Here is a 24,895-nt window from a genome sequence, read left to right on the forward strand (position 1 = left end):
ATGATGGCCCTGTTCAAGAAGCGCACGGCCGGCAAGCCGGGCGAGTGGTACTACTGCCTGCAGCATCGGAAGGTCGAGGAAGGCCCCGAGTGCCCGGCCAAGGATCGTTTCGGGCCGTATGCCTCCCCCGAGGAGGCGCGCCACGCGATGGAGACGGCGCAGGAGCGGAATCTGGAGTGGGAGACGGACCCCAAGTGGCACGACCGGGGCACACCGCCTGATTCGGAGGCCTGACCGGGTGCCGGGACCGGGACGCCGGGGCGCGGGCACCGGGGGCACGCCCCCGGTGCCCGTTCCTCACACGCCGGACGGGCTCGACTCCCTGGCCGCGCGCCTGCGCGCCGCGTCCTCGTCCGTCTCGGAGTCGTACGTCAGCAGCTTCGGCAGCGCCGCGGTCAGCAGCGCGACCGAGGCGACGCACGCCACGCCCCCGCTCCAGATCGCGGAGCGGGTCCCCGTCCACCCCGCCATCGCACCGGCTCGCACCTGGCCCAGTTGCGGGCCGACGCTGTACGAGAGCACCTCGATGCCCGCCAGTCGGCCCCGCAGCTCCTCGGGGATGGTCTGGTTCCAGATCGTGGAGCGGCCGAGACCGCTGAGCATGTCGCCCGCGCCCGCCACCGCCAGACAGAGCAGCACCAGCCATACGTCGCCGAACCACCCGGCCGCCGCGATCGCCAGTCCCCAGGCCGCCGCCCCGAACACCACGAAGAGCCCGTGCCGCCGCACCCGCGACGTCCAGCCGCTGGTCAGGCCCAGGACCAGGGAGCCGACCGACCCCGCCGCGTACATCAGGCCCAGTGACCACTCGGCGTCCAGTTCGTCGGCGAGGAACGGGAAGATCGTGTTCGGGAAGGCGAAGAACATCGCCGCCAGATCGACCGCGTACGTTCCCAGCAGCACCGGCCGGCTCCAGGCGTACCTCGCCCCCTCCGCTATGCCGCGCAGCGAGGGCTTCCGGCTGTCCGGGGAGGGCGGCGCGGGTGCCAGCCGCAGGCACAGCAGCACGGAGACGGCGAACGTGACCACCGTGACCGTGTACGCCGTGGCGTGTCCGGCGTAGGCCACCACCAGTCCGGCCACCGCGGGGCCGGTGATCGCGCCGAACTGCCAGCGCAGCGAGTTCAGCGCGGCGGCCGCGGTCAGCTGGTCGTGCGGCACGATCCGGGCCATCAGGGAGTCCAGTGCGGGCCGCTGGAGCCCGGCGAGCGCGGAGACCCCGCCCGCGACCAGATAGAGCGGCCAGAGCAGGGGGTCGGGCAGCGCGGCGTTCACCAGGAGTACGAGGGCGAGCAGCCCCAGCCCCGCCTCGGTGCCCAGGATCACCTTGCGGCGGTCCGCGGAGTCCGCGAGCGCCCCTCCGTACAGGCCGAAGACGACCAGCGGCACCAGCTCGACCGCGCCCATCGCGCCGACGGCCAGCGGTGAACCCGTCAGCTCCTTGATCTGGAGCGGCAGCGCGATCAACGCCATGAAGCTGCCGAAGTAGGTCACCAGGCCCTGGATCCACAGCAGCCGGAAGTCGGCCGAGGAACGCAGTGGCGAGAGGTCGGGCAGCAGGGCGCGCAGTCGGGTGGCCGGGGAGGGAGCTGAGGTCACGAGAGGCCATGCTCCGGCGCCGCGGGTGCACGCTGCAACAGCTTTTCGCGGCCTCCCGGGGGCCCGGCGGATCGTGCCGCCCTCACCACCGGGCCGGTGGTGGCGCGGTCAGCTGGTCGGCGAGCCGGGACAGCCGGTCCCGGAAGCGACGGCGGCCACGCGGCGCGGGGACGCTGTTCTCCCCGGCGGCCGCGCTCACCAGGTGCTGAACGGTGTCCAGGTCGACATCGTCGGTGGCGGTCACCGCGAGCGCCTCGTGGGCGAGCCCCCGTACCTCGGGGTCGCCGCCGTCCAGCGAGAGGACCGTCGCCCCGGCCCGACGGGCGTCGTGCACCCGCTCCAGCAGCCCGGCCCCGGGCCGCTCCGGGGCCACCAGCAGCAGCGTCTCGCCCCGTCCGGCCGCCTCGATCCGGGTCGGCCCGACGGCCAGATGCGCCGGATCACCCGGATCCACCCGATGGCGCACCAGGGTGGGCGCCAGCTCCGGCAGCCCGGACCAGGCGGACTCGTCGACCAGATGGGCCGCCAGGTGCCACGGCTCGTACGCCGCCGTGCCCACCAGCAGCAGACCGCCGCCGTGCGGGACGACGGAGGACCTGAGCGCCCCGGCGAACCGCCGGGCCGCCGCGGGCCACTCCGTCCCGGCGAGCACTTCGCGCAGCAGGGCGACACGTACGGCATCCATGGCCCGGCATCCTGCCCCAGGGCCCGGCCCCGCCGCCGGTGAACGACGCCGGAACCCCCCGAACGGGTCCGCCGTCGCGAGCCGGACCGCCGATGGGACGAGGGAACGTTCCTTCCCCTCGCGGGCAGTAGTGTCGCAGCCATGACTACGAATGACAGCGACAGCGCGCCCAAGCCCCCCGCCAAGGACCCGTGGGACCTCCCCGATGTGTCCGGACTGACCGTCGGCGTGCTCGGCGGCACCGGGCCGCAGGGCCGCGGACTCGCCTACCGCTTCGCCCGCGCCGGGCAGAAGGTGATCATCGGTTCCCGTGCCGCCGACCGCGCGCGGACCGCCGCCGACGAGCTCGGCCACGGTGTCGAGGGCGCGGACAACGCCGAATGCGCGCGCCGCAGCGATGTCGTGATCGTCGCCGTGCCGTGGGAGGGCCACGCCAAGACCCTGGAGTCGCTGCGCGGCGAGCTCGCGGGCAAGCTCGTCATCGACTGCGTCAACCCGCTCGGCTTCGACAGGAAGGGCGCCTACGCCCTGAAGCCCGAGGAGGGCAGTGCCGCCGAGCAGGCCGCCGCCCTGCTGCCGGAGTCCCGGGTCACCGCGGCCTTCCACCACCTCTCCGCCGTGCTGCTGCAGGACGAGGCCATCGAGGAGATCGACACCGATGTGCTGGTGCTCGGCGAGGCCCGTGCCGACACCGACCTCGTGCAGGCGCTGGCGGGCCGGATCCCCGGCATGCGCGGCATCTTCGCCGGGCGGCTGCGCAATGCCCATCAGGTCGAGTCGCTGGTCGCCAACCTGATCTCGGTCAATCGCCGCTACAAGGCGCACGCGGGGCTGCGTACCACCGACGTCTGAGCACGTTCCCGCCCCACCCTGCGGCGAGCGGAAAGGGGCATGGGGGACACTGGACGGGACCGTGCACCACCCCCCGGACAGGAGCCGCCCCCCATGCCCCGCCTCGCTCTCTACGCCGTCGCCGTCTGCGTCCTGGCCGTCGTCGCGGCCGTGATCTCGTTCGTCCAGGGCAGCTGGCTCGGGATCGTCTGGGTGCTGCTGGCCGGCCTCTCGTCCAACATGGCGTGGTTCTACCTCCGCAGGCAGCGCGCACACGCCGCCGGCTGAGCGGCGGATCAGAGATTGACCGCGCAGACCGGATCGGCCGCCTGCCAGAAGCGGTAGGTGTCGAATCCGCAGTACGTCGTGAATTCGCTGATGCCCAGTGTCCGCAGCAGCGCGTGGATCGCGTCGAAGAACGCGTGGTTGATCTCGGGGATCCACAGCACGCCGAAGACCGCGATCAGCCCGAACGGGGCGAACGGCTCCACCTGTCGGCGGATCCGGTACGAGAGCCAGGGTTCGATCACGCCGTAGCCGTCCAGCCCCGGCACCGGGACGAAATTCAGGATCGCCGCGGTGACCTGGAGCAGCGCCAGGAATCCCAGCGCGTACTGGAAGCCGACCGGCACGCCGTCCAGCGCGTGCAGCCAGAACGGCGCCGTGCACACGATCGCGAACAGCACGTTCGTCAGCGGGCCCGCCGCGGAGATCAGACTGTGCTTCCAGCGACCGCTGATCCGGCCCCGCTCGATGAAGACCGCACCGCCGGGCAGACCGATACCACCCATGATCACGAACAGCACCGGAAGCACGATGCTCAGCAGCGCGTGGGTGTATTTCAGCGGATTCAGGGTCAGATAGCCCTTCGATCCGATGGAGATGTCCCCGCTGTGCAGGGCGGTACGGGCATGCGCGTACTCGTGCAGACAGAGCGACACCACCCAGGCCGCCGTCACGAAGAGGAAGAAGGCGATTCCGGGCTGCTTCGCGAAATCCGTCCACACCGCCCAGGCCGACACCGCCATCACGGCGACGATCCCGAGGAAGACCGGGCTGATCCGCCGGTCGCTGCGGGCGCTTGCGGTGGTCATCGGCGAACTCCTGGTGGCTGGCCGGAAGGGGGCGGGGCGACGGGCGGCGAGAGCGACCGTACAGCCGACACGTCACAAACGTCTCGCGCCGGGGCGGTGGTTCCGTGAAGGGTGGGGGCATGACGAGCGATTCCGGCACACGGCGAACACGGGTACGACCGAACGCGCGTCTCCTTCCCGATCCCGGTCACGGAGAATAGGCGCGTGCGTTACTGCATCCTCGGGACCACTCTGGCACTCCGCGACGACGGCACGGCCGTCGCCCTCGGCGGGGCACGGCTGCGCGCGCTCCTCACCGTTCTCGCGCTGCGCCCCGGCCGCGCCGTCCCGGCCGCCGTCCTCATCGACGAGGTGTGGGACGGCGACCCGCCGGCCGACGCGGTGGGCGCCCTGCAGGCGCTGGTCGGCCGGCTCCGGCGGGCGCTCGGCCATGCGGCCGTCGCCTCGGCGGAGAGCGGCTACCGGCTCGCCGCGGAGCCGGACGCGGTCGACCTGTACCGCTTCGAGCGGCTCGCGGCGGAGGGGGCGCGGGCGCTGGAGGAGGGTGACGCGGCGAAGGCCCAGGCCGTGGTCGCCGACGCGCTCGCCCTGTGGCGGGGGCCGGTCCTGGCCGATCTCCCCGACCGCGGCGCCGTCGCGGCCCGCTGGGCGGCCCGGCGTCTGGACGCCCGGCGCACCGGGCTCGCCGCGGCCCTCGCGCTCGGCCGCGCCGACGAGGTCCTGCCCGAACTGCTCGCCCTCTGCGCCGAGCACCCGATCGACGAACCCCTCCAGGCACTGCGGCTGCGGGCCCTGCGCGACGCCGGGCGCCCGGCGCAGGCACTGGCCGCGTACGACGAGATGCGCACCCTGCTCGCCGACCGTCTCGGCACCGATCCCGGCCCCGAACTGCGTTCCCTGCACGCCGAGTTGCTCCACCAGGCCCCGGAGCGACCGGTCGTGGCGGCCGAGCCGGTCCCGGCCGCCCGTACCCGGGCCCCCGCCGTCCCGCAGGGAAACCTCCGGGCCCGGCTCACCAGCTTCGTCGGGCGCGAGGGCGACATCGACGCCCTGCGCGAGGACCTCTCGCACGCCCGGCTGGTCACCCTCCTGGGTCCCGGCGGGGCGGGCAAGACCCGGCTCTCCCAGGAGGCCGCCGAATCCGTCGCCGCCGCCTGGCCGGACGGCGTCTGGCTGGCCGAACTCGCCCCCGTCGACGACCCCGAGGCGGTACCGGAGGCCGTGCTGACCGCGCTCGGCGCCCGCGAGACCGTGCTGCGCGGGGCCGGCGCCGAGGAACTGAGGGTCGCCGAGGGCAATGCCGGCGACCCCCTGGTACGCCTCACCGAGCACTGCTCACGGCGCCGGATGCTCCTCCTGCTGGACAACTGCGAGCACGTCGTCGGGGCCGCCGCCACCCTCGCCGACCATCTCCTCGCCCATTGTCCGGAACTCACCGTGCTGGCCACCAGCCGCGAACCCCTCGGGGTGCCCGGCGAGTTCGTGCGGCCCGTCGACCCGCTGCCCGACCCGATGGCGCTCCGGCTGTTCACCGACCGCGGCGCCGCCGCGCGGCCCGGCTTCCGGGTGGACGCGGACGAGGAGACCGCCGCGGCCGCCGCCGAGATCTGCCGCCGCCTCGACGGGCTGCCGCTCGCCATCGAACTCGCCGCGGCCCGGCTGCGGATGCTCACCCCGCGCCAGATCGCCGACCGGCTCGACGACCGGTTCCGCCTGCTCACCAGCGGCGCCCGTACCGTCCTGCCCCGCCAGCAGACGCTGCGTGCCGTGGTCGACTGGTCCTGGGACCTGCTCGACGACTCCGAACGGGCCGTGCTGCGCCGGCTGTCGGTCTTCGCGGGCGGCTGCACCCTGGCCGCCGCCGAGGCCGTCTGCACGGACGACCCGCGGGGCGTGCCCGAGGTCGCCGGGCTGCTCGGCTCGCTCGTCGACAAGTCCCTCGTCGTCGCCGCGCCCGCCGACGACGGCGAGATGCGCTACCGGCTGCTGGAGACCGTGGGCGAGTACGCCGCCGAACGGCTCGACGAGGCGGCGGAGCGGGACGCCGTGGAGCGGCGCCACCTGGTGCACTTCCGGGAACTGGCCCGGACCACCGACCCCGAGCTCCGCGGCGCCGGTCAGCGGGCCGCCATCGACCTCTTCCAGAGCGAGTACGAGAACCTCCGTACCGCCCTGCGCAGGGCCGTCGCCTCCCGCGACGAGCAGGAGGTGCTCTGCATGGTGCTGTCGCTGTGCTGGTACTGGCAGATGCACGATCTGCGCGCCGACGCCCTGCACTGGGCCGACGCGGCCGCCGCGCTGGGCCCCGACCCGTTCGCCGGGCCCGCCGAACCCGCGCCGTCCCTCCGCGAGCGCTGCACCGACGCGCCGCCGCCCATGTCGCCCGAACTGCTCCAGGAAGCACGGCGCCAGGTGGGCCTGGTCCAACTGGTCAGCATGGACCACTCCCGGGACCTGTGGACCGACGCGAGGGGCATGGCCCGGCTGCGCGTCATCGCGGACACCTACCACGCGGGGCAGCCGCAGACCTGCCGCACCCCGGCATCGCTCTGGTTCTTCGCGGTCATGCTGACCGGCGGGGTCGACGACCTGCGCGAGCTGCTGGACGAAACGGTCCGCGCCAGCCGGGAGTTCGGCTACGTGTGGGAACTGGCCGGCGCGCTCCAGATGCGTGCCAACGTGCTGGCCAACCGGTCCGAATGGGCGGGGGACGCGCGCCGTGACGCGGACGAGAGCCTGGAGATCTTCGTCCGGCTCGGCGACGACTGGGGCGCCGCCGAGGCGCTCTCCTCCCGGGGCGAGGCGAACGAGAAACGGGGCGAGTACGCGCGCGCGGCCGAGGACTTCCGGGCCGCCATCGACTACGCGCGCAAGCTCGGCGCCGAATCCCAGGTGTCGGTCCTGCGGTCCCGGTACGCGTCCGTGCTCACCGAACTCGGCCGCGGCGACGAGGGCGAGGCGATCCTGCGGGAGGTGGTTGCGGAGGGACGTACCGGTCACGAGGCGATGCCCGCCGCCCGGCTCTACCTCGCCCTGTGGCTGGGACGGACCGGACGCACCGGCGAGGCCCGGGAGCAACTGGACGCGGTGCGCGAGGAGTTCCGCTCCGAGACGCTGGCCATCTTCGAGGGCTTCATGCTGGGCGGACTGGCCTGGCTGGACAACCAGGACGGCCGGTACGCCGAGGCCCTGTCCAGGGGACTGGAGGCGCTGGTCCGGTCCCACGACCGGCTGTCCCAGATGGTGGCGCCCCATATGTCCGTGATCCACCTCGTCGGCCTCGCACGGTCGTTGGCCGGCATCGGCGGCGAGCGCCGGGCCGCGACTGCGGCCCGGCTGCTGGGGGCCGGCCGCGGACTGCTGCCCCGGGGCCACGCACCGTCGTCGATGGAGCGGCACGACTGGGCCGAGGCGGAGCGACTGGCCGTCGCCGTTCTCGGCCGGGCTGCCTACGACACCGCGTACGCCGAGGGCGGCGGCCTCTCCCTGAAGGAGGCCACCGCTCTCGCCGAGGCGTGCCGGGACTGAACCGTCACCGGTGCGCGTCAGGTCCGCTTGCGGAACTTGGCGACCGCGAGCGGAGCCGTCACCGCGGTGATCGCCACCGCCCAGCCGAGCGTCAGCCACACCGAGTGGGCGACCGGCCCGCCGATCATCAGCCCGCGCGCCGCGTCCGCCAGGTTGGACAGCGGGTTGTAGTCGGTGAACGCCTGGAGCCAGCCGGGCATCGTGGCGGTCGGGGCGAAGATCGAAGAGCCGAACTGCAGCGGAATGAGCACCAGCATCCCCAGTCCCTGAACCGCCTGGGGTGTCTTCAGGGACAGCCCGAGCAGGATGAAGATCCACATGATGGCGGCACCGAAGGCCGCCGACAGGCCGACCGCCGCGAGCAGACCGAGCACCGAGGTCTTCAGCTCCATGCCGAGCAGGAAGCCCATGCCCAGCAGGATCGTCGTGGCGACCATCATCCGGCCCAGCTCGACCGCGATCTTCGCGACGAGGACCGAGGACCGGGCGATCGGCATCGTCCGGAACCGGTCCATGACCCCCTTGTGGAAGTCCTCGTTGACACCGGTCCCGACCGCGGTGGCGATGTTCATGCCCATCATCGCCATCAGGCCGGGGACCACGTAGTTGATGTAGGTCTGCCGGTCGCCGCCCAGGCTCGTGCCGATGGACCCGCCGAAGACGTACACGAACAGCAGGGTGAAGATGATGGGCATCAGCAGCACGTCGAACATCGACTCCGGATCCTTCTTGATCTGGAGCAGATTGCGCCGCATCAGCGCCCCGATGTGCCGGATGTTGCCGCGCAGCCCGATCCGGCCCTCACCGGCGGGCGCCTTCGGCCGGCCCGCAGCGGTGGCGGTGTCGGCGGGAGCGGGCTTCTGGATCGTCGTGCTCATGCCGCGACCTCCGCGGGGATCGTGTCGGTGGCGGAAGTGCTCTTCTCGCCGGTGATGGCCAGGAAGACCTCGTCCAGGCTGGGCAGCGCGGTGGCGACATGGGCCAGCGAGAAACCCCGGGTGCCGAGCAGCCCGATGACGGCGGTCAGCTGCTCATCGCTGAGGATCGGTACGTACAGCAGCCCTTCGTCCGGGACGGCCTGCGCGCCCGCGACGCCGTCGAGGCCGGCCTCCCTGAGCGCCTGCGCCATCGCGGGCAGCTGCGCCGGATCCGATGGCCGGATCTGCAGGGTGCGGCCACCGACCTTCGCCTTGAGTTCGTCGACCCGGCCGTTGGCGATGATCCGGCCCTTGTCGATGACGGTGAGCTCGTTCGCGAGCTGCTCCGCCTCCTCCATGTACTGGGTGGTGAGCAGGACGGTCGCCCCCTCCGCGACCATCCGCTGCACCTCGTCCCAGACCTCGTTGCGGGTCCGGGGGTCGAGCCCCGTCGTCGGCTCGTCGAGGTAGAGGACGGCCGGGCTGCCGATCATCGACGCGGCCAGGTCGAGGCGGCGCCGCATGCCGCCGGAGTAGTCCATCGCGGCGCGCCTGGCGGCGTCGGTGAGCGAGAACCGCTCCAGGAGCTCGTCGGCACGCGCGCGGGCGGTCCTGCGCGGCAGATCGAGCAGCCGCCCGATCATGTAGAGGTTCTCCCAGCCGGAGAGCTTCTCGTCGACCGAGGCGTACTGCCCGGTCAGGCCGATGGTGCGGCGCAGCTGCCGGGGCTGCTTCACCACGTCGTAGCCCGCCACGACGGCGTGCCCGGCGTCGGGGACGATCAGGGTGGACAGGCAGCGTACGAGCGTGGTCTTGCCGGCTCCGTTGGGGCCGAGCACACCGAGCACGGTGCCCTCGCGGACATCGAGGTCCACGCCGTCCAGAGCCTTGGTCGAGCCGTAGTGCTTGACCAGTCCCCGGACCTCGACGGCGTTCGGGCCGCTCCTGGGGTTCTTGTCGATTCGCGTCATGCCCACCATGGGACCAGGTGCCACCGACAGTCCGCCGACAACGGGCCGACAGCCCGCCGATGGGGGATGTCGGCGGGCTGTCGGTGGTGCGGGCAGTGGTCCGGATCCGGGGCCCGGCCCGCTGTGCGGGCCGGGCCCCGGGAGAACCGGGGTCCTCGTCCGGATCAGGCCTGATCCTGACGAAGGGCCCTAGTGGAAGGTGTGCTCCGCGGCCGGGAACGCGCCGCCCACGACCTCTTCCGCGAACTCCTTCGCGGCATCGCCCAGCACCTGGCGGAGGTTCGCGTACTGCTTGGTGAAGCGCGGCACCTTGCCGCCGGTCAGCCCGACCATGTCGGTGTGGACCAGCACCTGGGCGTCCGTGTCGGGACCGGCGCCGATGCCGACGGTCGGGATGTGCAGGGTGCGGGTGACCTCGGCGGCCAGTTCGGCCGGGACGAGCTCCAGGACGACGGCGAACGCGCCCGCGTCCTGCACGGCCTTGGCGTCGCGCAGCAGTTGCTGGGCGGCCTCCTCGCCGCGGCCCTGCACCCGGTAGCCCATCGCGTTGACGGACTGCGGGGTCAGACCGATGTGGGCCATGACCGGGACACCGGCGTCGACCAGCAGCCGGATCTGCTCGTGGCTGCGCTCGCCGCCCTCCAGCTTGACCGCGCCGACACCCGACTCCTTGATCAGCCGGGTGGCGTTGCGCAGGGCCTGGACCGGCCCCTCCTGGTAGGCCCCGAAGGGCAGGTCGGCGACGATCAGGGCGCGCCTGGTGCCCCGTACGACAGCGGCGGAGAGGATCGCGATCTCGTCCATCGTGACGGGCACGGTGGTCTCGTAGCCGAGGTGACAGTTGCCCATGGAGTCACCGACCAGCATGACCGGGATGCCGGCCTCGTCGAAGACGGACGCGGTCATCGCGTCGTAGGCGGTGAGCATGGGCCACTTCTCGCCGCGCTCGGTGGCGGCGGCGATGTCATGGATGGAGATACGGCGGGTGCCCTTGCCCCCGTACAGCGCCTTGCTGCTGTCGGTGGTGGCCCCCGCGGGGGTGGCGGCGGACTTGTTCTGCGCAGCCTGAAGCGACATTGCCAATGGCTCCTTCGTCATCTCGAGGCGCCCTGACGGCGTCCCCGGACCGGTTCCATGGTGGCATCCCGCGGCCGTCCACGGGAAGTGGGCCCGTCCGTCCGCGCCCGTGGCGGTACCCCGGTAAAGAGCTTCCAATACGAGACGGTGTCGTATCGAAATCATATAAGCTCCGTGACATGTCAATACCCTCGGGCGCTCGCCCCGCCCTGCCCCAGGTTCCCGAGGCGGTTCACCGCCGCCGTTGGGCGATCCTCGTCGTTCTGATGCTCAGTCTGCTCATCGTGGTGCTGGACAACTCGATCCTGAACGTCGCGGTCAAGACCATCGCCAGTCCCGCGCCCACCGGCATCGGTGCCACCCAGAGCGAGTTGGAGTGGGCGATCAACGCCTACACGCTCGTCTTCGCCGGACTCCTCTTCACGGCGGGGCTGCTCGGCGACCGCATCGGCCGCAAGAAGGTGCTGCTCTTCGGCATCCTCCTGTTCGGAGTCGGCTCCGCCTTCGCGTCCATGTCCGGCTCGCCCGGTGAACTGATCACCTGGCGAGCCGTGATGGGCTTCGGCGCCGCGTTCGTCATGCCCGCCACGCTCGCCGTCCTGATGAACGTCTTCGAACGCGACGAGCAGCCCAAGGCCATCGGCATCTGGGCCGGCAGCGTCGGCCTCGCCATCGCGATCGGCCCGATCACCGGCGGGCTGCTTCTCGAACACTTCTGGTGGGGCTCGATCTTCCTGGTCAACGTGCCCGTGGTGGTCGTCGCGCTGATCGCGATGGTGCTGCTGGTGCCGGACTCCAGGGACCCGAAGCCGGGCCGGACCGACCCCGTCGGGGTGCTGCTGTCCATCGTCGGTCTCGTCCTGCTGGTGTACGGCATCATCCGCGGCGGACAGCTCGCCGACTTCACCGACCCCGTCATGCTCCTCTCGGTCGTCGGCGGCCTGATCGTCCTGGCCGCGTTCGTCCGGTACGAGAAGCGCACCAGCCACCCGGCCCTCGACATCACGTACTTCAAGGAGCCGTCGTTCTCCGCGGCCGTCGCCGCCATAGCGCTGGTCTTCTTCGCGCTCATGGGGGTGACCTTCTTCTCCGCCTTCTACATGCAGAGCGTGCGTGGCTGGAGCGCGCTGGAGGCCGGTCTGCTGATCCTGCCGCTGGCCGTCGCCCAGATGATCTTCGCGCCGCGCGCCCGGCTGGTCGTCGACCGGTTCGGTGCCCGCCTGGTCTGCAGTGTCGGCATGCTGCTCGTCGCGTTCGGCCTCGCGGCCTTCGCGCTGTTCGACGCCACCACGCCGGTCTGGGTGCTGTGCGTGCTCTTCTTCGTGCAGGGTGCGGGCATGGCGCACGTGATGACGCCGGTCACCGTCTCCGTGATGCAGGCGCTGCCCAGGGAGAAGGCCGGTTCCGGATCGGCGGTCAACAACACGTTCCGGCAGGTCGGTGGGGCGCTCGGCATCGCCGTGCTCGGCTCGGTGCTGTCCACCGTCTACCGCGGCGGCATCGAGGGTCACCTCGGTGCGCTCCCTGCCGCCGCCAGGCAGGCGGCGGGGGAGTCGATCGAGGCGACGCTCGGCATCGCGGACAAGCTGGGCCCGGCGGGTGCCCCGCTGGTCGCCGCGGCGAACGACGCGTTCCTGAAAGCCATGCACGTCACCGCCATCGGTTCGGCGGCCGTCGCCCTGGTGGGCACGCTCGTGGTCGCGCTCTTCCTGCCGGGGAAGACACCCGTCGAACAGAGCTCCAGCGGCTCCGACGAGGGCGAGCCCTCGATACCTGCCGAGGCGGGCCGGTGACGGCCCCGGAGAGCTGAAAGTGCCGCCTCCGGGTCCCGGCCGGCCCCGGGACCCGGAGGCGGCGCACCGGGCACCGCCGCCCTCGGCGAGAATCGGAAGGGCGGACGATGCGGCGAGAGGCGGATTCAGGTGCAGGTAGAGGCGCAGGCACAGGGCCGGAACCACCCTGTCCGGCAGGATCCGGAACCGCGAAGGGGCCGGCCGCGCAGCGCGGCGGCCGAGCGGGCGATCCTGGACGCCGTCGTCCAGCTGCTGGAGGCGGGTGAGCCCCTCGCCGGCGTGTCCATCGAGCGGATCGCCCGGACCGCCGGGGTGGGCAAGGCAACCATCTACCGGCGCTGGAGCGGCAAGGAGGAGCTCTTCGTCGACGTCCTGCGCGACATCGAACCCCCCGAACCCGCCGTCTCCGGCACCGCCGGACTCGACGACCTGCGGCTGCTGCTGGACTCCCTGCGCAGACGCGGCCTCGCCCAGCGCTCCTCCGTCCTGCTCCACAACGTCTTCGCGCAGATGAAGAGCCACCCCAAGCTGTGGTCCGCATACCAGTGCACCGTCATAGCGCCCCGCCGCGCTGCCCTGCTGGCCGCCGTGCGGCGGGCGGTCGACGCGGGCGAGCTGCGCGGGGACCTGGACGTGGAGCTGATGAACGACCTGTTCCTGGGACCCATGCTCGTCCGCACCATCCACCGGCCCGACGCTCCGCTGCCCGAGGACCTCGCCGACCGCATCATCCGGACCCTGACCGAGGGCCTCGCCGCCCGGACGGGTTCCGCCCCGGCCGCCGACGGCTGACGCGCCCGGGGCCCGCGCGAGTGTGATCGTTCTGTCACAAGCCCCCGCACACCGCTCCTGTCAGGAACCCTCAGGGCCCCGCCCTTCGTCCTCGTGGCAGTACAGCCGTCGTGGACGGCAGGAAACACGCCGCCCATCACCTAGGGTCGAGGGCTCGGCGATACGCACGGCAAGGCAGTGAGGACAGCGCGATGGTGCAGGCGTACGGAGCGGACACCGGGAACGACCGTACGGGGCCGCAGCGCACCGGGTCCGGATCCCGTTTCCGGGACCTGCGCGACAAGTGGACCCGCGACCCGGGCATCTGGCGGCGCGGAATCGTGCTCGCCCTCTGCGCGGTCCTCCTCACCCTGGTGATGGCCTTCCACGCGAAGATCCCGAACACCATCGGCAATCTGGGCAGCCTCTCCGAGACGTTCCTGCCGTGGATCGGCGCGTTCGTCCCGCTGCTGCTGATCCTGGGGCTGGTGCGCCGCTCCGCGACCGCGCTGATCGCCCTGCTGCTGCCGATCGTGGTCTGGTTCAACGTCTTCGGCGGGCTGCTCACCGACAAGTCGGGCAGCGGCGGCGACCTCACCGTGGCCACGCACAATGTCAACGCCGACAATCCCGACCCGGCGGGCACCGCCCGGCAGGTCGCGGGTTCCGGCGCCGACATCATCGCTCTGGAGGAGCTGCCGACCCGCCAGGTGTCGAAGTACGAGGCGGCGCTCGCCGAACGCTTCCCGTACCACTCGGTGCAGGGGACCGTCGGCCTGTGGAGCAAGTACCCGATGAGCAACACCCGGCCGGTCGACATCAAGATGGGCTGGACCCGGGCGATGCGCTCCACGGTGAAGACGCCCCGGGGCGAGGTGGCCGTCTATGTGGCCCATCTGCCGTCCGTACGGGTCAAGCTGCACGCCGGATTCACGGCCAACCAGCGCGACGACAGCGCGGACGCCCTGGGCGAGGCCATCGCCGACGAACGGCTCGGCAAGGTGATCCTGCTCGGTGACCTCAACGGCACGATGAACGACCGCTCGCTCAACGCGGTCACCTCGCAGCTGAGGTCCACCCAGGGCGCGGCCGGCAACGGCTTCGGCTTCAGCTGGCCGGCGTCGTTCCCGATGGCGCGGATCGACCAGATCCTGGTGAAGGACGTCGAGCCGGTGTCGTCGTGGACGCTCCCGTCGACGGGCAGCGACCATCTCCCGATCGCCGCACGCCTGAAGCTGTGACAGGTACGAGGTAGGCCCGCCCCCGCCCGGCCCGTCCCCGCCCGTGCGGCGCCGTGACGCGCGAACCGTGCGCTCGCGCGGGGGCGGTGCGATGGGGGAGCCGTGCCCTCGCACACATGCGGCCGTGACGTGTCGGCCGTACCGTCGCCCGGCCCGGTCGGCCGATCCGCGCCGCCGCCCGCGTCCAACTCTGCCGAAACGGTCCGTTCACCTCGCGGAACGATCCGTCTGAGAGAATTTGTTCCGCTTGGGAACCAAGGGCGGCCGGCGATGGAGCCGGCCCGGCCCTGCCGTCGTGCCCCGGTTCCTCCCGCTGCTCCCGCCCCGGCCGGTCGGACACGCCCGGCCGGGGCGGGCACGCCTCCACTGCGGAAAGGTCTCTCCTCATGCCTCTGGCTCTGCTCGCACTCGCTGTGAGCGCCTTCGGCATCGGTACCACGGAGTTCGTGATGATGGGCCTGCTGCCCAATGTCGCGGACGATCTCGGCACCTCCGTACCCACCGCCGGACATCTCGTCTCGGCGTACGCGATCGGTGTCGTCCTCGGCGCACCGCTGCTCACCGCCGTCGGCTCCCGGGTCCCGCGCAAGCGGATGCTCCTGCTGCTGATGGCCCTTTTCACGGTCGGCAACCTCGCCTCCGCGCTCGCGCCCGGATTCGGCTGGCTGATCGCAGGCCGGTTCCTCGCCGGCCTGCCGCACGGGGCGTTCTTCGGCGTCGGCGCGGTCGTCGCCGCCCGACTGGTCTCCGAGGGGCGGCGGGCACGGGCCGTGGCGACCATGTTCCTCGGCCTCACCGTGGCCAACATCATCGGCGTCCCGGCGGCAACCCTGCTCGGCCAGCACCTCGGCTGGCGGGCCACCTTCCTGGTGGTCGCGGCGATCGGGCTCTGCGCGATGGCGGCGCTCGCCCGCCTCGTACCGTACGTACCCGTCGACGCCCACCAGGGCCTGGGCCGCGAGCTGCGTGCCCTCGGCGACCGACAGGTGCTGCTCGGCCTGCTCACCGCCGTCTTCGGCTTCGCCGGGGTCTTCGCCGTGTACTCCTACCTCTCGGCCATGACGACCGAGGTGATGGGCTTCGGCGAGTCCTCGGTGACGCCGGTGCTCGCGCTCTTCGGCATCGGCATGACGCTCGGCGCACTCGCGGCGGGACCGCTCACGGACCGGGCGCTGCGCCCGACGCTGTACGGATCGCTCGGCGCCCTCGCCGTCGTCCTGCTCGTCTTCCCGTTCGCCGTCCATGTGCGGTGGGCGGCGCTGGTGACGATCGTCCTGCTCGGCGGGGTCGGCTTCATGACGACCACCCCGCTTCAGATGCTGGTCATGAACAAGGCCAGGCACGCCCCGACCCTGGCGTCCGCCTCCAACCACTCCGCGTTCAACCTCGCCAACGCGGGCGGCGCGTGGCTGGGCGGCGCGGCGATCGCGGCGGGCTGGGGCTGGACGTCCCCGGCCCTGGTCGGCGCGGCCCTCACCGTCGCGGGCCTGGCGGTCGCGGCCGTGGCCGGCCTGCTGGACCGGGACCGTCCGAGCTCGTCGCGGATCGTCGCGAGCGCCGACGCGGAGGCACGAACCGCGCGGAGCCAGGTCCGGGCGGACGCGCGCTGAGGTGCGGGCCTGGTCGGGCCCGTCCGCTACCGGAGGGCGGGCCCGACCCGGGGCGTCCGGTGACCGAGGACAGGACGGCCACCGGCCGGCCCCGGTACCCCACGGCTCAGCCCGACTCGCGCCACCGGTTCGTGATCGGCAGTCTCCGGTCCTTGCCGAAGCCCTTCGGGGAGATCTTCGTGCCCGGCGGGTACTGCCGCCGCTTGTACTCCGCCGTGTCCACCATCCGCAGCGTCTTCGTCACCAGGGCTTCGTCGAACCCGGCCGCGACGATCTCGTCCAGACCCTGGTCCCGGTCGACGTACAGCTCCAGGATCCGGTCCAGTACGTCGTAGTCGGGCAGCGAGTCCGTGTCGACCTGGCCCGGCCGCAGTTCGGCGCTGGGCGGCTTGGTGATGGACGCCTCCGGGATCGGCGGGGTCTGCCCGCGCTCCTCGGCGGCGCGGTTGCGCCACTTCGCGAGGCGGAAGATCGACGTCTTGTAGACGTCCTTGATCGGGCCGTACGCCCCGACCGAGTCGCCGTACAGCGTGGAGTAGCCGACCGCCAGTTCGGACTTGTTGCCCGGGGCCAGGACGATCTGGCCCTCCTGGTTGGAGACGGCCATCAGCATCGTGCCGCGCAGCCGGGACTGCAGGTTCTCCTCGGCGAGGCCGGTGAGCCCCAGCGAGCCCATGTACGCGTCGAACATCGGCTCGATCGGTACGGTGCGGAAGTTGAGCCCGGTACGGCGGGCCAGCTCGGCCGCGTCGCCCTTGGAGTGGTCCGAGGAGTACTTCGACGGCATCGAGATGCCGTACACGTTCTGCGCGCCCAGCGCGTCGCAGGCGATGGCCGCGACCAGCGCCGAGTCGATCCCGCCGGAGAGCCCGATCAGCACACTGCTGAAGCCGTTCTTGGCGGCGTACGCGCGAAGGCCCACGACCAGCGCGGAGTACAGCTCCTCGTCGTCGTCGAGCCGCTCCGCGTATCCGCCGGCCAGCTCGGGCTCGTACGCCGCGAGGGGCTCCTCGAAGAGCACCACGCGATCGATCCGGAGCCCGTCGTTCACCACGCCCGACGGCGCCTCGGCCTCGGCGGCCGGCAGGTCCAGATCGAGCACGACGCAGCCCTCGGCGAACTGCGGGGCACGGGCGATCACTTCGCCGTCGCGGTCGACGACGATCGAGTCACCGTCGAAGACCAGCTCGTCCTGGCCGCCGATCATCGCCAGATACGCGGTGGTGCAGCCGGCCTCCTGGGCCCGCTTGCGGACCAGGTCCAGCCGGGTGTCGTCCTTGTCCCGCTCGTACGGCGAGGCGTTGATCGACAGCAGCAGCCCGGCGCCCGCGGCCCGCGCGGCCGGCACCCGGCCGCCGTCCTGCCAGAGGTCCTCACAGATCGCGAGCGCCACATCGACGCCATGGACCCGCACCACCGGCATCGAGTCGCCCGGCACGAAGTACCGGAACTCGTCGAAGACGCCGTAGTTGGGGAGGTGGTGCTTGGCGAAGGTCAGCGCGACCTGTCCGCGGTGCAGCACCGCCGCGGCGTTCTGCGGGGCGCCGGCCGGCTGGCCGTAGCGCGGCTGGGCCGTTTCGGAACGGTCGAGGTAACCGACGACGACCGGCAGCTCCCCGAAGCCCTCGGCTTCGAGACGGGCGGCGAGCGCGCGCAGGGCCTGACGCGAGGCCTCGACGAAGGACGACCGCAGGGCCAGGTCCTCGACGGGGTAGCCGGTCAGCATCATCTCGGGGAACGCCACCAGGTGGGCGCCCTGCTCGGCGGAGTGCCGGGTCCAGTGGACGATCGCCTCGGCGTTGCCGGAGAGATCACCGACGGTCGAGTCGATCTGATTCAGTGCGAGGCGTAGTTGAGGCACGCGCACCAGTGTAATCGTCTGACTGACGCGATGTCCTCGCGGGCCGCGCGCCCGCGAGGTGGCCCGCCGGGAGCGGGTCAGCGGCGGTAGCCGACGACCGTCATCATGCCCACGTCCGAGTGGTAGATGTTGTGGCAGTGGAGCATCCACAGGCCCGGGTTGTCCGCGTCGAACTCGATGGCCAGCGAGCTGTGCGGGCGGACGATCGCGGTGTCCTTGCGCGCCCAGGTGGCCGCGCGCCGGTGGGAGGCCCGGTGCTGCGGCCCCGCCGCTCCCACCACGCCGAACGAGTGCCCGTGCAGATGGATGGGGTGCCACATCGTCGTGACGTTGTAGAACTCCAGCCTGACCCGCTCGCCCTCCTTGACCGGATGGCGTCGCCGGGGGTTGTACGGCTCGCGGTCGAAGGCCCAGTCGAACGCCTTCATGTTGCCGGTCAGTTTGAACCGGATGGTGCGGTCGGGCTCGCGGACGGACAGCGCCACGGACCCGTCCGGCGACAGTTCGCCCGCCTCGACCAGCCTTCCGTCCAGTTCCCTCGGCCGCACGGAGGCGGAGGGTGCCGTGCCCCTTCCGGTACGGAGCAGGGCCAGCGCCGAAGCCCGCTTGCCCTCGGCGAGCGCGGTCAGCGGGAACACCCCGTCCCCGGCGGTGACCATCACGTCGTACCGCTCGCCCATGCCCAGCAGGAGGGCGTCCGTCGTGGTGTGCCGGACCGGGTAGCCGTCGGTGTGGGTGATCGTCATGCGGTGACCGCCGAGCGCCACGCGGAAGGCGGTGTCGCCGCCCGCGTTGATGATGCGCAGCCGGATGCGGTCGCCGGGCTTGGCGGAGAAGGAGGAGGGCGAATTCGCGATGCGGCCGTTGATCAGGTAGTACGGGTACGCGACATTGCCTCCGTGGCTGTCGAGCAGTCTGCTGAAGGAGTCCGTCATGATCCGCGAGGGGCCGGAGCGGCGCTTGGCGGACTTGGGGGACCCACCGTGCCCGCTGTCCCCCGCGTCGCCCTTGTCGTCCATGTCGCCCTGCTGGTCCATGTCGCCGTGGTCCGAGCCGCCGTGGTCCATGCCGCCCTGGTCCGAGCCGCCGTGGTCCATGCCGTCCGAACCGCCGTGGTCCATGCCGCCCTGGTCCGAGCCGCCGTGGTCCATGCCGTCCGAACCGCCGTGGTCCATGCCGCCCCTGCCCCGGCTCAGCTCGTCGAGCACCGAGTCGGGCGTGGAGCCGTCCACCCCGTCGACCCAGTCGTCGAGGACGACGACCCACTCCTTGTCGTACTTGAGGGGCTCCTTCGGATCGTCGACGATCAGTGGTGCGTAGAGCCCGCGGTCCTGCTGGACGCCCGTGTGCGGATGGAACCAGTACGTGCCCGGGTGCGGCACCTTGAAGCGGTACGTGAATTCCGCGCCCGGCCTGATCGCCTTCTGGGTCAGGTCGGGGACGCCGTCCATGTCGTTGCGCACGTTGAGGCCGTGCCAGTGCAGGGTGGTCGTGGCCGGAAGGTGGTTGGCGAGGGTGAGTGTCACGTTGTCGCCCACCGCGAACCGGAGTTCCCGGCCGGGCAGCCGGGCCTCGTAGGCCCAGGAGCCGACGACGAGCCCGCCGCCCAGATCGAGACGGGACGGGGTGGCGGTGAGATCGATCTTCCGTGAGGGACCGGAGGGTCGCTTCGCCTCGGCCGCGGCGACCTCCTCCCCGTCGGGGGAGACGTACTCGCCCGTGGACCTCCCCCGGGGGGAGGTCCCGCGGTTCACGCCGCCGCGGGTCGTGCCGTCGGCGTCGGCGCCGCCGGCCTTCGTGCCGCTGCGGCCCGTCTCGGATTCGCCGGAACAAGCGGCCAGGACCGTCGTACCGGCGGTGGCGACGGCGGCGCCGAGCACGGCGCGCCGGGTGGGTGGAGTGCGCATGACGGAGAGCACCTCGGGGTGTTGTCGGTGGACGGTCTGCTGGGGGAGGGGCGGCACCCCTTCCGTATCCGCAGCACCGACAACGGGGCACGACGCGTCCGGCCCGGCCGGGCGTCCGGCCCGGGAACCGGCGACACCCGCGTCGCGCCGCCCCCGACGAGGTGGGCGACCTCGATGGGCAGCACGACGGACGGAAACAACTGTCCGTATGTCGCACATCCACTCAGTGTCATGTCGAGCACCCTACCCCTGCCGGGTATGCGCCGCGCGGGGAGCTGTACCGACGGAGTGCTGATACGTATCTCCTCAGTGTTGAGGGCTCGGCCGGGCACACAGCACAGCGACCCGGTACCTCTCGCGCACGAGGGGTACCGGGCCATTGAGCGGTGCGTTCGCGGAACCGTCAGCCGCGGGCGTAGACCTTCTCCGCCCAGGCGGCGATCTGTTCCTCGGAGAGGTGCTGCGCCAGATCGGCCTCGCTGATCATGCCGATCAGCTTCTTGTTCTCGACCACCGGAAGCCGGCGGATGCGATGGGTCTGCATCTCCTCCAGAACCTGCTCCACACCCGCCCCCGCGTCGATCCAGCGCGGGGTGCCGTGGGCGAGGTCGCCCGCGGTCATCCTCGACGGATCGTGTCCCATCGCCACACAGCCGACCACGATGTCGCGGTCCGTGAGGATGCCGATCATCCGGTCCTCCTCGCCGTTGGCCGAGATGGGCAGCGCGCCCACCTTGTGGTCGCGCATCAGCTGTGCGGCGCGGTCGAGCGTCTCGTGCGCGGGGATCCATGTGGCCCCGGTGTGCATGATGTCCTTGGCGGTGGTCATGAGGGATTCCTCCTGCGTGCCGTCGGGCATGCTGTACGACCCCGAGCCAACCCATCGTCATCGGCCCGTTCGGCGGACGCGACCGCTATCGCCCATTCGGGTGCATCTGCGGCTCGGAGGGAATCCTTCAGGACCGGGGCTTCGCCCCTCGTGCCGCCAGCATCCGCGCCATCGTGTCCAGCTCGGACTGCTGGGCGTCGGCCATCCCCTGGGCCAGGCGCTTCTCCACCTTCACCGTGCACAGCCGGGCGCAGCCGCGAGCCATGTCGATGCCGCCCTTGTGGTGGTCGGTCATCAGCTGGAGATACAGGACCTCGGCACTCCTGCCGCCCGCCCTGCGGAGCCGGTCCAGCTCGGTCCTGGTGGCCATGCCGGGCATGAGGGAGCCGTCGTGCGCGCGGTACCCGGTCCCCGTGCCCTCCGTCCCCGCCATGCCGCCCATGCCGTCCATGGTGTGTCCCTCGTGCCCGTCGGCCGCCATCCAGGCCATCGGCTCCTGCCCGGCGGCCGCCTTCGGCAGCTCCCACAGGTCCAGCCAGCCGAGCAGCATGCCCCGCTGGTTGGCCTGCGTATTGGCGATGTCGTACGCGAGGCGGCGCACCTCCTCGTCACGCGTGCGGTCACGCACGATGAAGGACATCTCCACGGCCTGCTGATGGTGGACCGCCATGTCGCGGGCGAAACCGGCGTCCGCCGAGTCCACCGCGGGCGTGCGCGGGGCGGGGGCGGCGGCATGGCGCGCACCGTCGTCCCGCGCGGAGGCCACCGTCGCCACCCCCGCGAACAACAGCGCGAGCCCGGCGGCGGAGCCCGCCACCCACTCGACGCGCCGGCCACGCCGTACAGCGGTCACCGGGCCCCCAGCCCGCCCGTGCACGCCGCGCCGGGCTCGGGGGTCTGCGGCCCCTGCACGAACGCGGCGAAGAACCGGCCGACCCGCGGGTCGTCGGCGCCGTCCACCGTGACCTGATTGCCCCAGGCACTCAGCATGATCGTCCCGGCCTGGTCCTTGTACGGGCTCATCAGCGAGTACGGCGTCCGGCCGACCCGCTCGGCGAGCTTCGCCACATCGGCGTCGGATGCCTTGTCGGTGTACGTCACCCACACCGAGCCGTGCTCCAGCGAGTGCACGGCGTTCACGTCGGGGATCGCCTTCTGGTAGACCTCGCCGTCGCAGTTCATCCATACGGGGTTGTGGTCACCGCCGACCGGGGGCTTCATCGGGTACGTGACGGGCGTCGTGACGTGGTTGCGGGTCAGCTTCTCGGCGTCCCACGTCTTCAGGCCCTCGATCGGCCCGTCGGCCGGCTTCTGCCGATCCGCCGAGGGCGCCTTGGCGTCCTCGGCCCGGACGTCCGGCTTCTTCTCCGACGCCTCGGACTTGTCCAGCACCATGTACGAGCCGAAGCCGACCAGCCCCACGACGACGAGGACGCTCAGGCTTATGGCCAGGACACGGTTGCGGCGCTCGCGGGCGCGGTCGGCGTTGCGCATCTGCTCCATACGGGTCCTGCGGTCGAAGCTCATGGCGTCGGGTCCTTCTGCGAAGGGGCGGGAAGTGACAGGAATCGGTCGGGAGAACCGGCGGGCACCGGGCGGTCGCGAAGCCGCTCCACCCCGTGCGCACCATGGGCGCCGATCGTAGTGGGTGGCCGGGTGCTCCATCTCACGTCGTGTGCGTAATCTGGGTGAAATCCCGGGTCGTGATACTGGAGTTCCTCCCCTACCCCGGGTGGTGGTGCACGGACCGTCTGAACTGCAAGGATGTAGCTATGGACAAGCAGCAGGAATTCGTCCTCAGAACGCTTGAGGAGCGCGACATCCGCTTCGTACGGCTGTGGTTCACCGATGTCCTCGGCTACCTCAAATCCGTTGCCGTGGCCCCCGCCGAACTGGAACAGGCGTTTGACGAGGGCATCGGCTTCGACGGCTCGGCCATCGAGGGCTTTGCCCGGGTGTACGAGTCCGACATGATCGCCAAGCCGGACCCGGGGACGTTCCAGATCCTGCCGTGGCGCGCGGAGGCCCCCGGCACGGCCCGGATGTTCTGCGACATCCTGATGCCCGACGGCTCGCCGTCCTTCGCCGACCCCCGCTACGTCCTCAAGCGCATCCTCGCCAAGACCTCCGACCTGGGCTTCACCTTCTACACCCACCCGGAGATCGAGTTCTTCCTGCTGAAGGACAAGCCGGTGGACGGCAGCCGCCCCACCCCCGCCGACAGCTCCGGCTACTTCGACCACACCCCGCAGAACGTCGGCATGGACTTCCGCCGCCAGGCGATCACCATGCTCGAATCCATGGGCATCTCGGTCGAGTTCAGCCACCACGAGGGCGCCCCCGGCCAGCAGGAGATCGACCTGCGGTACGCGGACGCGCTCTCCACCGCCGACAACATCATGACCTTCCGCCTGGTGATGAAGCAGGTCGCGCTGGAGCAGGGCGTGCAGGCGACGTTCATGCCGAAGCCGTTCTCCGAGTACCCCGGCTCGGGCATGCACACCCACCTCTCCCTCTTCGAGGGCGACCGCAACGCCTTCTACGAGTCGGGCGCCGAGTACCAGCTGTCCAAGGTCGGCCGCTCCTTCATCGCCGGCCTGCTCACCCACGCCGCGGAGATCTCCGCCGTGACGAACCAGTGGGTCAACTCCTACAAGCGCATCTGGGGCGGCTCCTCCCGCGCCGCGGGCGCCGGCGGCGAGGCCCCCTCGTACATCTGCTGGGGCCACAACAACCGCTCCGCCCTCATCCGCGTCCCCATGTACAAGCCCGGCAAGACCGGTTCGGCGCGCGTCGAGGTCCGCTCCATCGACTCCGGCGCCAACCCCTACCTGACGTACGCGGTGCTGCTCGCCGCGGGACTCAAGGGCATAGAGGAGGGCTACGAACTCCCGGCCGGTGCCGACGACGACGTCTGGGCGCTGTCCGACGCGGAGCGCCGTGCGATGGGCATCGAGCCCTTGCCGCAGAACCTGGGCGAGGCGATCTCTCTGATGGAGAAGAGCGAACTGGTCGCCGAGACGCTCGGTGAGCACGTCTTCGACTTCTTCCTGCGCAACAAGAAGCAGGAGTGGGAGGAGTACCGCAGCGAGGTCACCGCCTTCGAGCTGAAGGCGCTGCTGCCGGTGCTGTAGGCGCGGTTCGAAAGCGAGCGGCTTCGGGCCGACGGTGTCGCACCGTCGGCCCGAAGCCGTTCTTGGACGCCCTGGGCCGTCCGGTGCCGCGTCGACGGTCGCGTACATCCCCTCCACGGCCTTACGGGTACGTCCTTCGCTGCTCGGAATGAGGTGCGTGTAGACCCGCAGCGTGAAGCCTGGGTCGCTGTGGCCGAGCCGACGGACAGCGACGGACGAGCACGGACGACTGCGGACAATCCCACCTGACCGGCTCGAATGGCCACTTCCTGCCGCGACAAGCAGCAGGGGTGGGAGGAATACCGCAGCGAGGTCACCGCCTTCGAGCTGGAGGCCCTGCTGCCGGTGCTGTGGCTTCGGTCCCGCGCCCCTTCTCGCTCAGTCGAACCGGCAGCCCATTTCGTCCAGGATCTCGTCGATCACCTCGGCGGGCTCCCGGGCCAGGTCCTCCTCGATCCACATGCGCATGGCGATCCGCAGCGAGGACAGGAACGCCGCGGCCAGGACCAGGGGGCGGACCGGCTTCTCCGACGGGCTCCGGCGGACTGCCACCGCCTCGGCCAGGTCCCGTTCCAGGGCGGCGTGGTTGGCGAGTTGCCGGGCGAGCAGTGAGGGGTGGCGCATCGCCAGTCTGGTCCGCAGGGCCCACTCGCGCTCCGGGGGCGAGACGCGCTCGGCGAACCGCGACACGGCCGCCCGCAGTGCGGTCCACGCGCTCTCCTCGGCGGGGCGGTCGCGCACGGTCTGGACGAGGGCCCTTATCTGCTGCTCCTCGCCGTACAGGAGGGCGTCCTCCTTGCCCGTGAAGTAGTTGGAGAACGTTCTGCGGGAGATTCCGGCCGCGTCCGCGACGGCCTCCACCGTGACGTGGTCGAAGCCGTGCTCGACGGTCAGCCGCAGCGTCGCCTCGTGCACGGCCTGCCGCGTGGCTTCCTTCTTGCGTTCCCGCAGTCCCACAGAGCTCTCCATGGGTTCAGTATCGCCCCGCCGGGCATAATTGCCCAGCGAGCAAAATTGCTCAGTGGGCATGTATGGTGAAGTCTTTCC

General features: G+C 71.5%; 21 protein-coding genes and 1 pseudogene. 9 read left to right on the top strand and 13 right to left on the bottom strand.

The window, feature by feature from the left end; genetic code table 11:
* Positions 1 to 3 precede the first annotated feature (3 nt).
* Complete coding sequence (locus ACIOHC_RS25430; RefSeq protein WP_351082491.1) at positions 4 to 234, top strand: hypothetical protein; 231 nt, start codon at positions 4 to 6, stop codon at positions 232 to 234.
* A gap of 63 nt (positions 235 to 297) precedes the next feature.
* On the opposite strand, the gene ACIOHC_RS25435 is transcribed toward ACIOHC_RS25430, so the two are convergent.
* Positions 298 to 1,599, bottom strand: coding sequence for an MFS transporter (locus ACIOHC_RS25435; protein WP_365688400.1), 1,302 nt, complete (start codon positions 1,597 to 1,599; stop codon positions 298 to 300).
* 82 nt (positions 1,600 to 1,681) lie between these two features.
* Positions 1,682 to 2,284: a hypothetical protein gene (locus tag ACIOHC_RS25440; protein WP_351082489.1), complete on the bottom strand. Its 603-nt coding sequence runs from the start codon at positions 2,282 to 2,284 to the stop codon at positions 1,682 to 1,684.
* A 141-nt stretch (positions 2,285 to 2,425) separates the two neighbouring features.
* Here ACIOHC_RS25440 and npdG point away from each other — a divergent pair, with 141 nt between their 5' ends.
* Positions 2,426 to 3,136: an NADPH-dependent F420 reductase gene (gene npdG / locus ACIOHC_RS25445; protein WP_351082488.1), complete on the top strand. Its 711-nt coding sequence runs from the start codon at positions 2,426 to 2,428 to the stop codon at positions 3,134 to 3,136.
* Between the two features lie 39 nt (positions 3,137 to 3,175).
* Positions 3,176 to 3,403, top strand: coding sequence for a hypothetical protein (locus ACIOHC_RS25450; RefSeq protein ID WP_351082486.1), 228 nt, complete (start codon positions 3,176 to 3,178; stop codon positions 3,401 to 3,403).
* A gap of 8 nt (positions 3,404 to 3,411) precedes the next feature.
* On the opposite strand, the gene ACIOHC_RS25455 is transcribed toward ACIOHC_RS25450, so the two are convergent.
* Complete coding sequence (locus tag ACIOHC_RS25455; protein ID WP_351082484.1) at positions 3,412 to 4,209, bottom strand: site-2 protease family protein; 798 nt, start codon at positions 4,207 to 4,209, stop codon at positions 3,412 to 3,414.
* Between the two features lie 204 nt (positions 4,210 to 4,413).
* Here ACIOHC_RS25455 and ACIOHC_RS25460 point away from each other — a divergent pair, with 204 nt between their 5' ends.
* Entirely contained in the window at positions 4,414 to 7,737 is a 3,324-nt protein-coding gene (locus tag ACIOHC_RS25460; RefSeq protein WP_351082482.1) for a BTAD domain-containing putative transcriptional regulator, read from the top strand.
* 17 nt (positions 7,738 to 7,754) lie between these two features.
* On the opposite strand, the gene ACIOHC_RS25465 is transcribed toward ACIOHC_RS25460, so the two are convergent.
* The 3 genes from ACIOHC_RS25465 to panB all read right to left on the bottom strand — a co-directional run bounded on the left by ACIOHC_RS25465 (position 7,755) and on the right by panB (position 10,702).
* A complete protein-coding gene (locus ACIOHC_RS25465) occupies positions 7,755 to 8,615 on the bottom strand; it encodes an ABC transporter permease (RefSeq protein WP_351082480.1) in 861 nt (286 codons plus the stop codon).
* Complete coding sequence (locus ACIOHC_RS25470) at positions 8,612 to 9,634, bottom strand: ATP-binding cassette domain-containing protein (RefSeq protein ID WP_351082478.1); 1,023 nt, start codon at positions 9,632 to 9,634, stop codon at positions 8,612 to 8,614. Before ACIOHC_RS25470 ends, ACIOHC_RS25465 begins: the two co-directional genes overlap by 4 nt.
* A 180-nt stretch (positions 9,635 to 9,814) precedes the next feature.
* Positions 9,815 to 10,702 (bottom strand): 3-methyl-2-oxobutanoate hydroxymethyltransferase, encoded by an 888-nt coding sequence (panB, locus tag ACIOHC_RS25475; protein ID WP_351082476.1) that lies wholly within the window; start codon positions 10,700 to 10,702, stop codon positions 9,815 to 9,817.
* A gap of 179 nt (positions 10,703 to 10,881) precedes the next feature.
* Between panB and ACIOHC_RS25480 the strand changes: the two genes are divergently transcribed.
* From ACIOHC_RS25480 to ACIOHC_RS25495, 4 genes are all read left to right on the top strand, one after another.
* The gene (locus ACIOHC_RS25480; RefSeq protein WP_401844138.1) at positions 10,882 to 12,495 is read left to right on the top strand and encodes an MFS transporter; all 1,614 of its coding nucleotides are present in this window, start codon (positions 10,882 to 10,884) and stop codon (positions 12,493 to 12,495) included.
* Positions 12,496 to 12,624: 129 nt separating this feature from the next.
* A complete protein-coding gene (locus ACIOHC_RS25485; protein ID WP_351082472.1) occupies positions 12,625 to 13,287 on the top strand; it encodes a TetR/AcrR family transcriptional regulator in 663 nt (220 codons plus the stop codon).
* A gap of 191 nt (positions 13,288 to 13,478) precedes the next feature.
* A complete protein-coding gene (locus ACIOHC_RS25490) occupies positions 13,479 to 14,507 on the top strand; it encodes an endonuclease/exonuclease/phosphatase family protein (protein WP_351082470.1) in 1,029 nt (342 codons plus the stop codon).
* 386 nt (positions 14,508 to 14,893) lie between these two features.
* Positions 14,894 to 16,117, top strand: a complete 1,224-nt coding sequence (locus ACIOHC_RS25495) for an MFS transporter (RefSeq protein WP_401844141.1) — start codon at positions 14,894 to 14,896, stop codon at positions 16,115 to 16,117.
* 106 nt (positions 16,118 to 16,223) lie between these two features.
* Here ACIOHC_RS25495 and ACIOHC_RS25500 read toward each other — a convergent pair whose 3' ends face one another.
* From ACIOHC_RS25500 to ACIOHC_RS25520, 5 genes are all read right to left on the bottom strand, one after another.
* A complete protein-coding gene (locus tag ACIOHC_RS25500; protein ID WP_351082466.1) occupies positions 16,224 to 17,978 on the bottom strand; it encodes an NAD+ synthase in 1,755 nt (584 codons plus the stop codon).
* 77 nt (positions 17,979 to 18,055) lie between these two features.
* Positions 18,056 to 19,885 carry a multicopper oxidase domain-containing protein gene (locus ACIOHC_RS25505; protein ID WP_365688414.1) on the bottom strand — a complete coding sequence of 610 codons (1,830 nt, stop codon included), beginning with the start codon at positions 19,883 to 19,885 and terminating at the stop codon, positions 18,056 to 18,058.
* 403 nt (positions 19,886 to 20,288) lie between these two features.
* Positions 20,289 to 20,714, bottom strand: a complete 426-nt coding sequence (locus tag ACIOHC_RS25510; protein WP_351082461.1) for a CBS domain-containing protein — start codon at positions 20,712 to 20,714, stop codon at positions 20,289 to 20,291.
* Positions 20,715 to 20,841: 127 nt separating this feature from the next.
* Positions 20,842 to 21,567 (bottom strand): DUF305 domain-containing protein, encoded by a 726-nt coding sequence (locus tag ACIOHC_RS25515; RefSeq protein WP_401844143.1) that lies wholly within the window; start codon positions 21,565 to 21,567, stop codon positions 20,842 to 20,844.
* Positions 21,564 to 22,241, bottom strand: coding sequence for a DUF3105 domain-containing protein (locus ACIOHC_RS25520; RefSeq protein WP_351082455.1), 678 nt, complete (start codon positions 22,239 to 22,241; stop codon positions 21,564 to 21,566). Before ACIOHC_RS25520 ends, ACIOHC_RS25515 begins: the two co-directional genes overlap by 4 nt.
* Positions 22,242 to 22,486: 245 nt before the next feature.
* Here ACIOHC_RS25520 and glnA point away from each other — a divergent pair, with 245 nt between their 5' ends.
* Positions 22,487 to 23,848, top strand: a complete 1,362-nt coding sequence (glnA, locus tag ACIOHC_RS25525; protein WP_093897617.1) for a type I glutamate--ammonia ligase — start codon at positions 22,487 to 22,489, stop codon at positions 23,846 to 23,848.
* 101 nt (positions 23,849 to 23,949) lie between these two features.
* On the opposite strand, the pseudogene ACIOHC_RS25530 reads toward glnA, so the two are convergent.
* Both ACIOHC_RS25530 and ACIOHC_RS25535 read right to left on the bottom strand, forming a co-directional pair.
* Positions 23,950 to 24,046: pseudogene (locus tag ACIOHC_RS25530) on the bottom strand (integrase); the annotation flags it as partial.
* A 180-nt stretch (positions 24,047 to 24,226) separates the two neighbouring features.
* The gene (locus ACIOHC_RS25535; protein ID WP_351086462.1) at positions 24,227 to 24,817 is read right to left on the bottom strand and encodes a TetR family transcriptional regulator; all 591 of its coding nucleotides are present in this window, start codon (positions 24,815 to 24,817) and stop codon (positions 24,227 to 24,229) included.
* Positions 24,818 to 24,895 lie beyond the last annotated feature (78 nt).

Source organism: Streptomyces sp. NPDC088252 (assembly GCF_044740965.1).
In the GTDB taxonomy this organism is placed as follows: Bacteria; Actinomycetota; Actinomycetes; order Streptomycetales; family Streptomycetaceae; genus Streptomyces.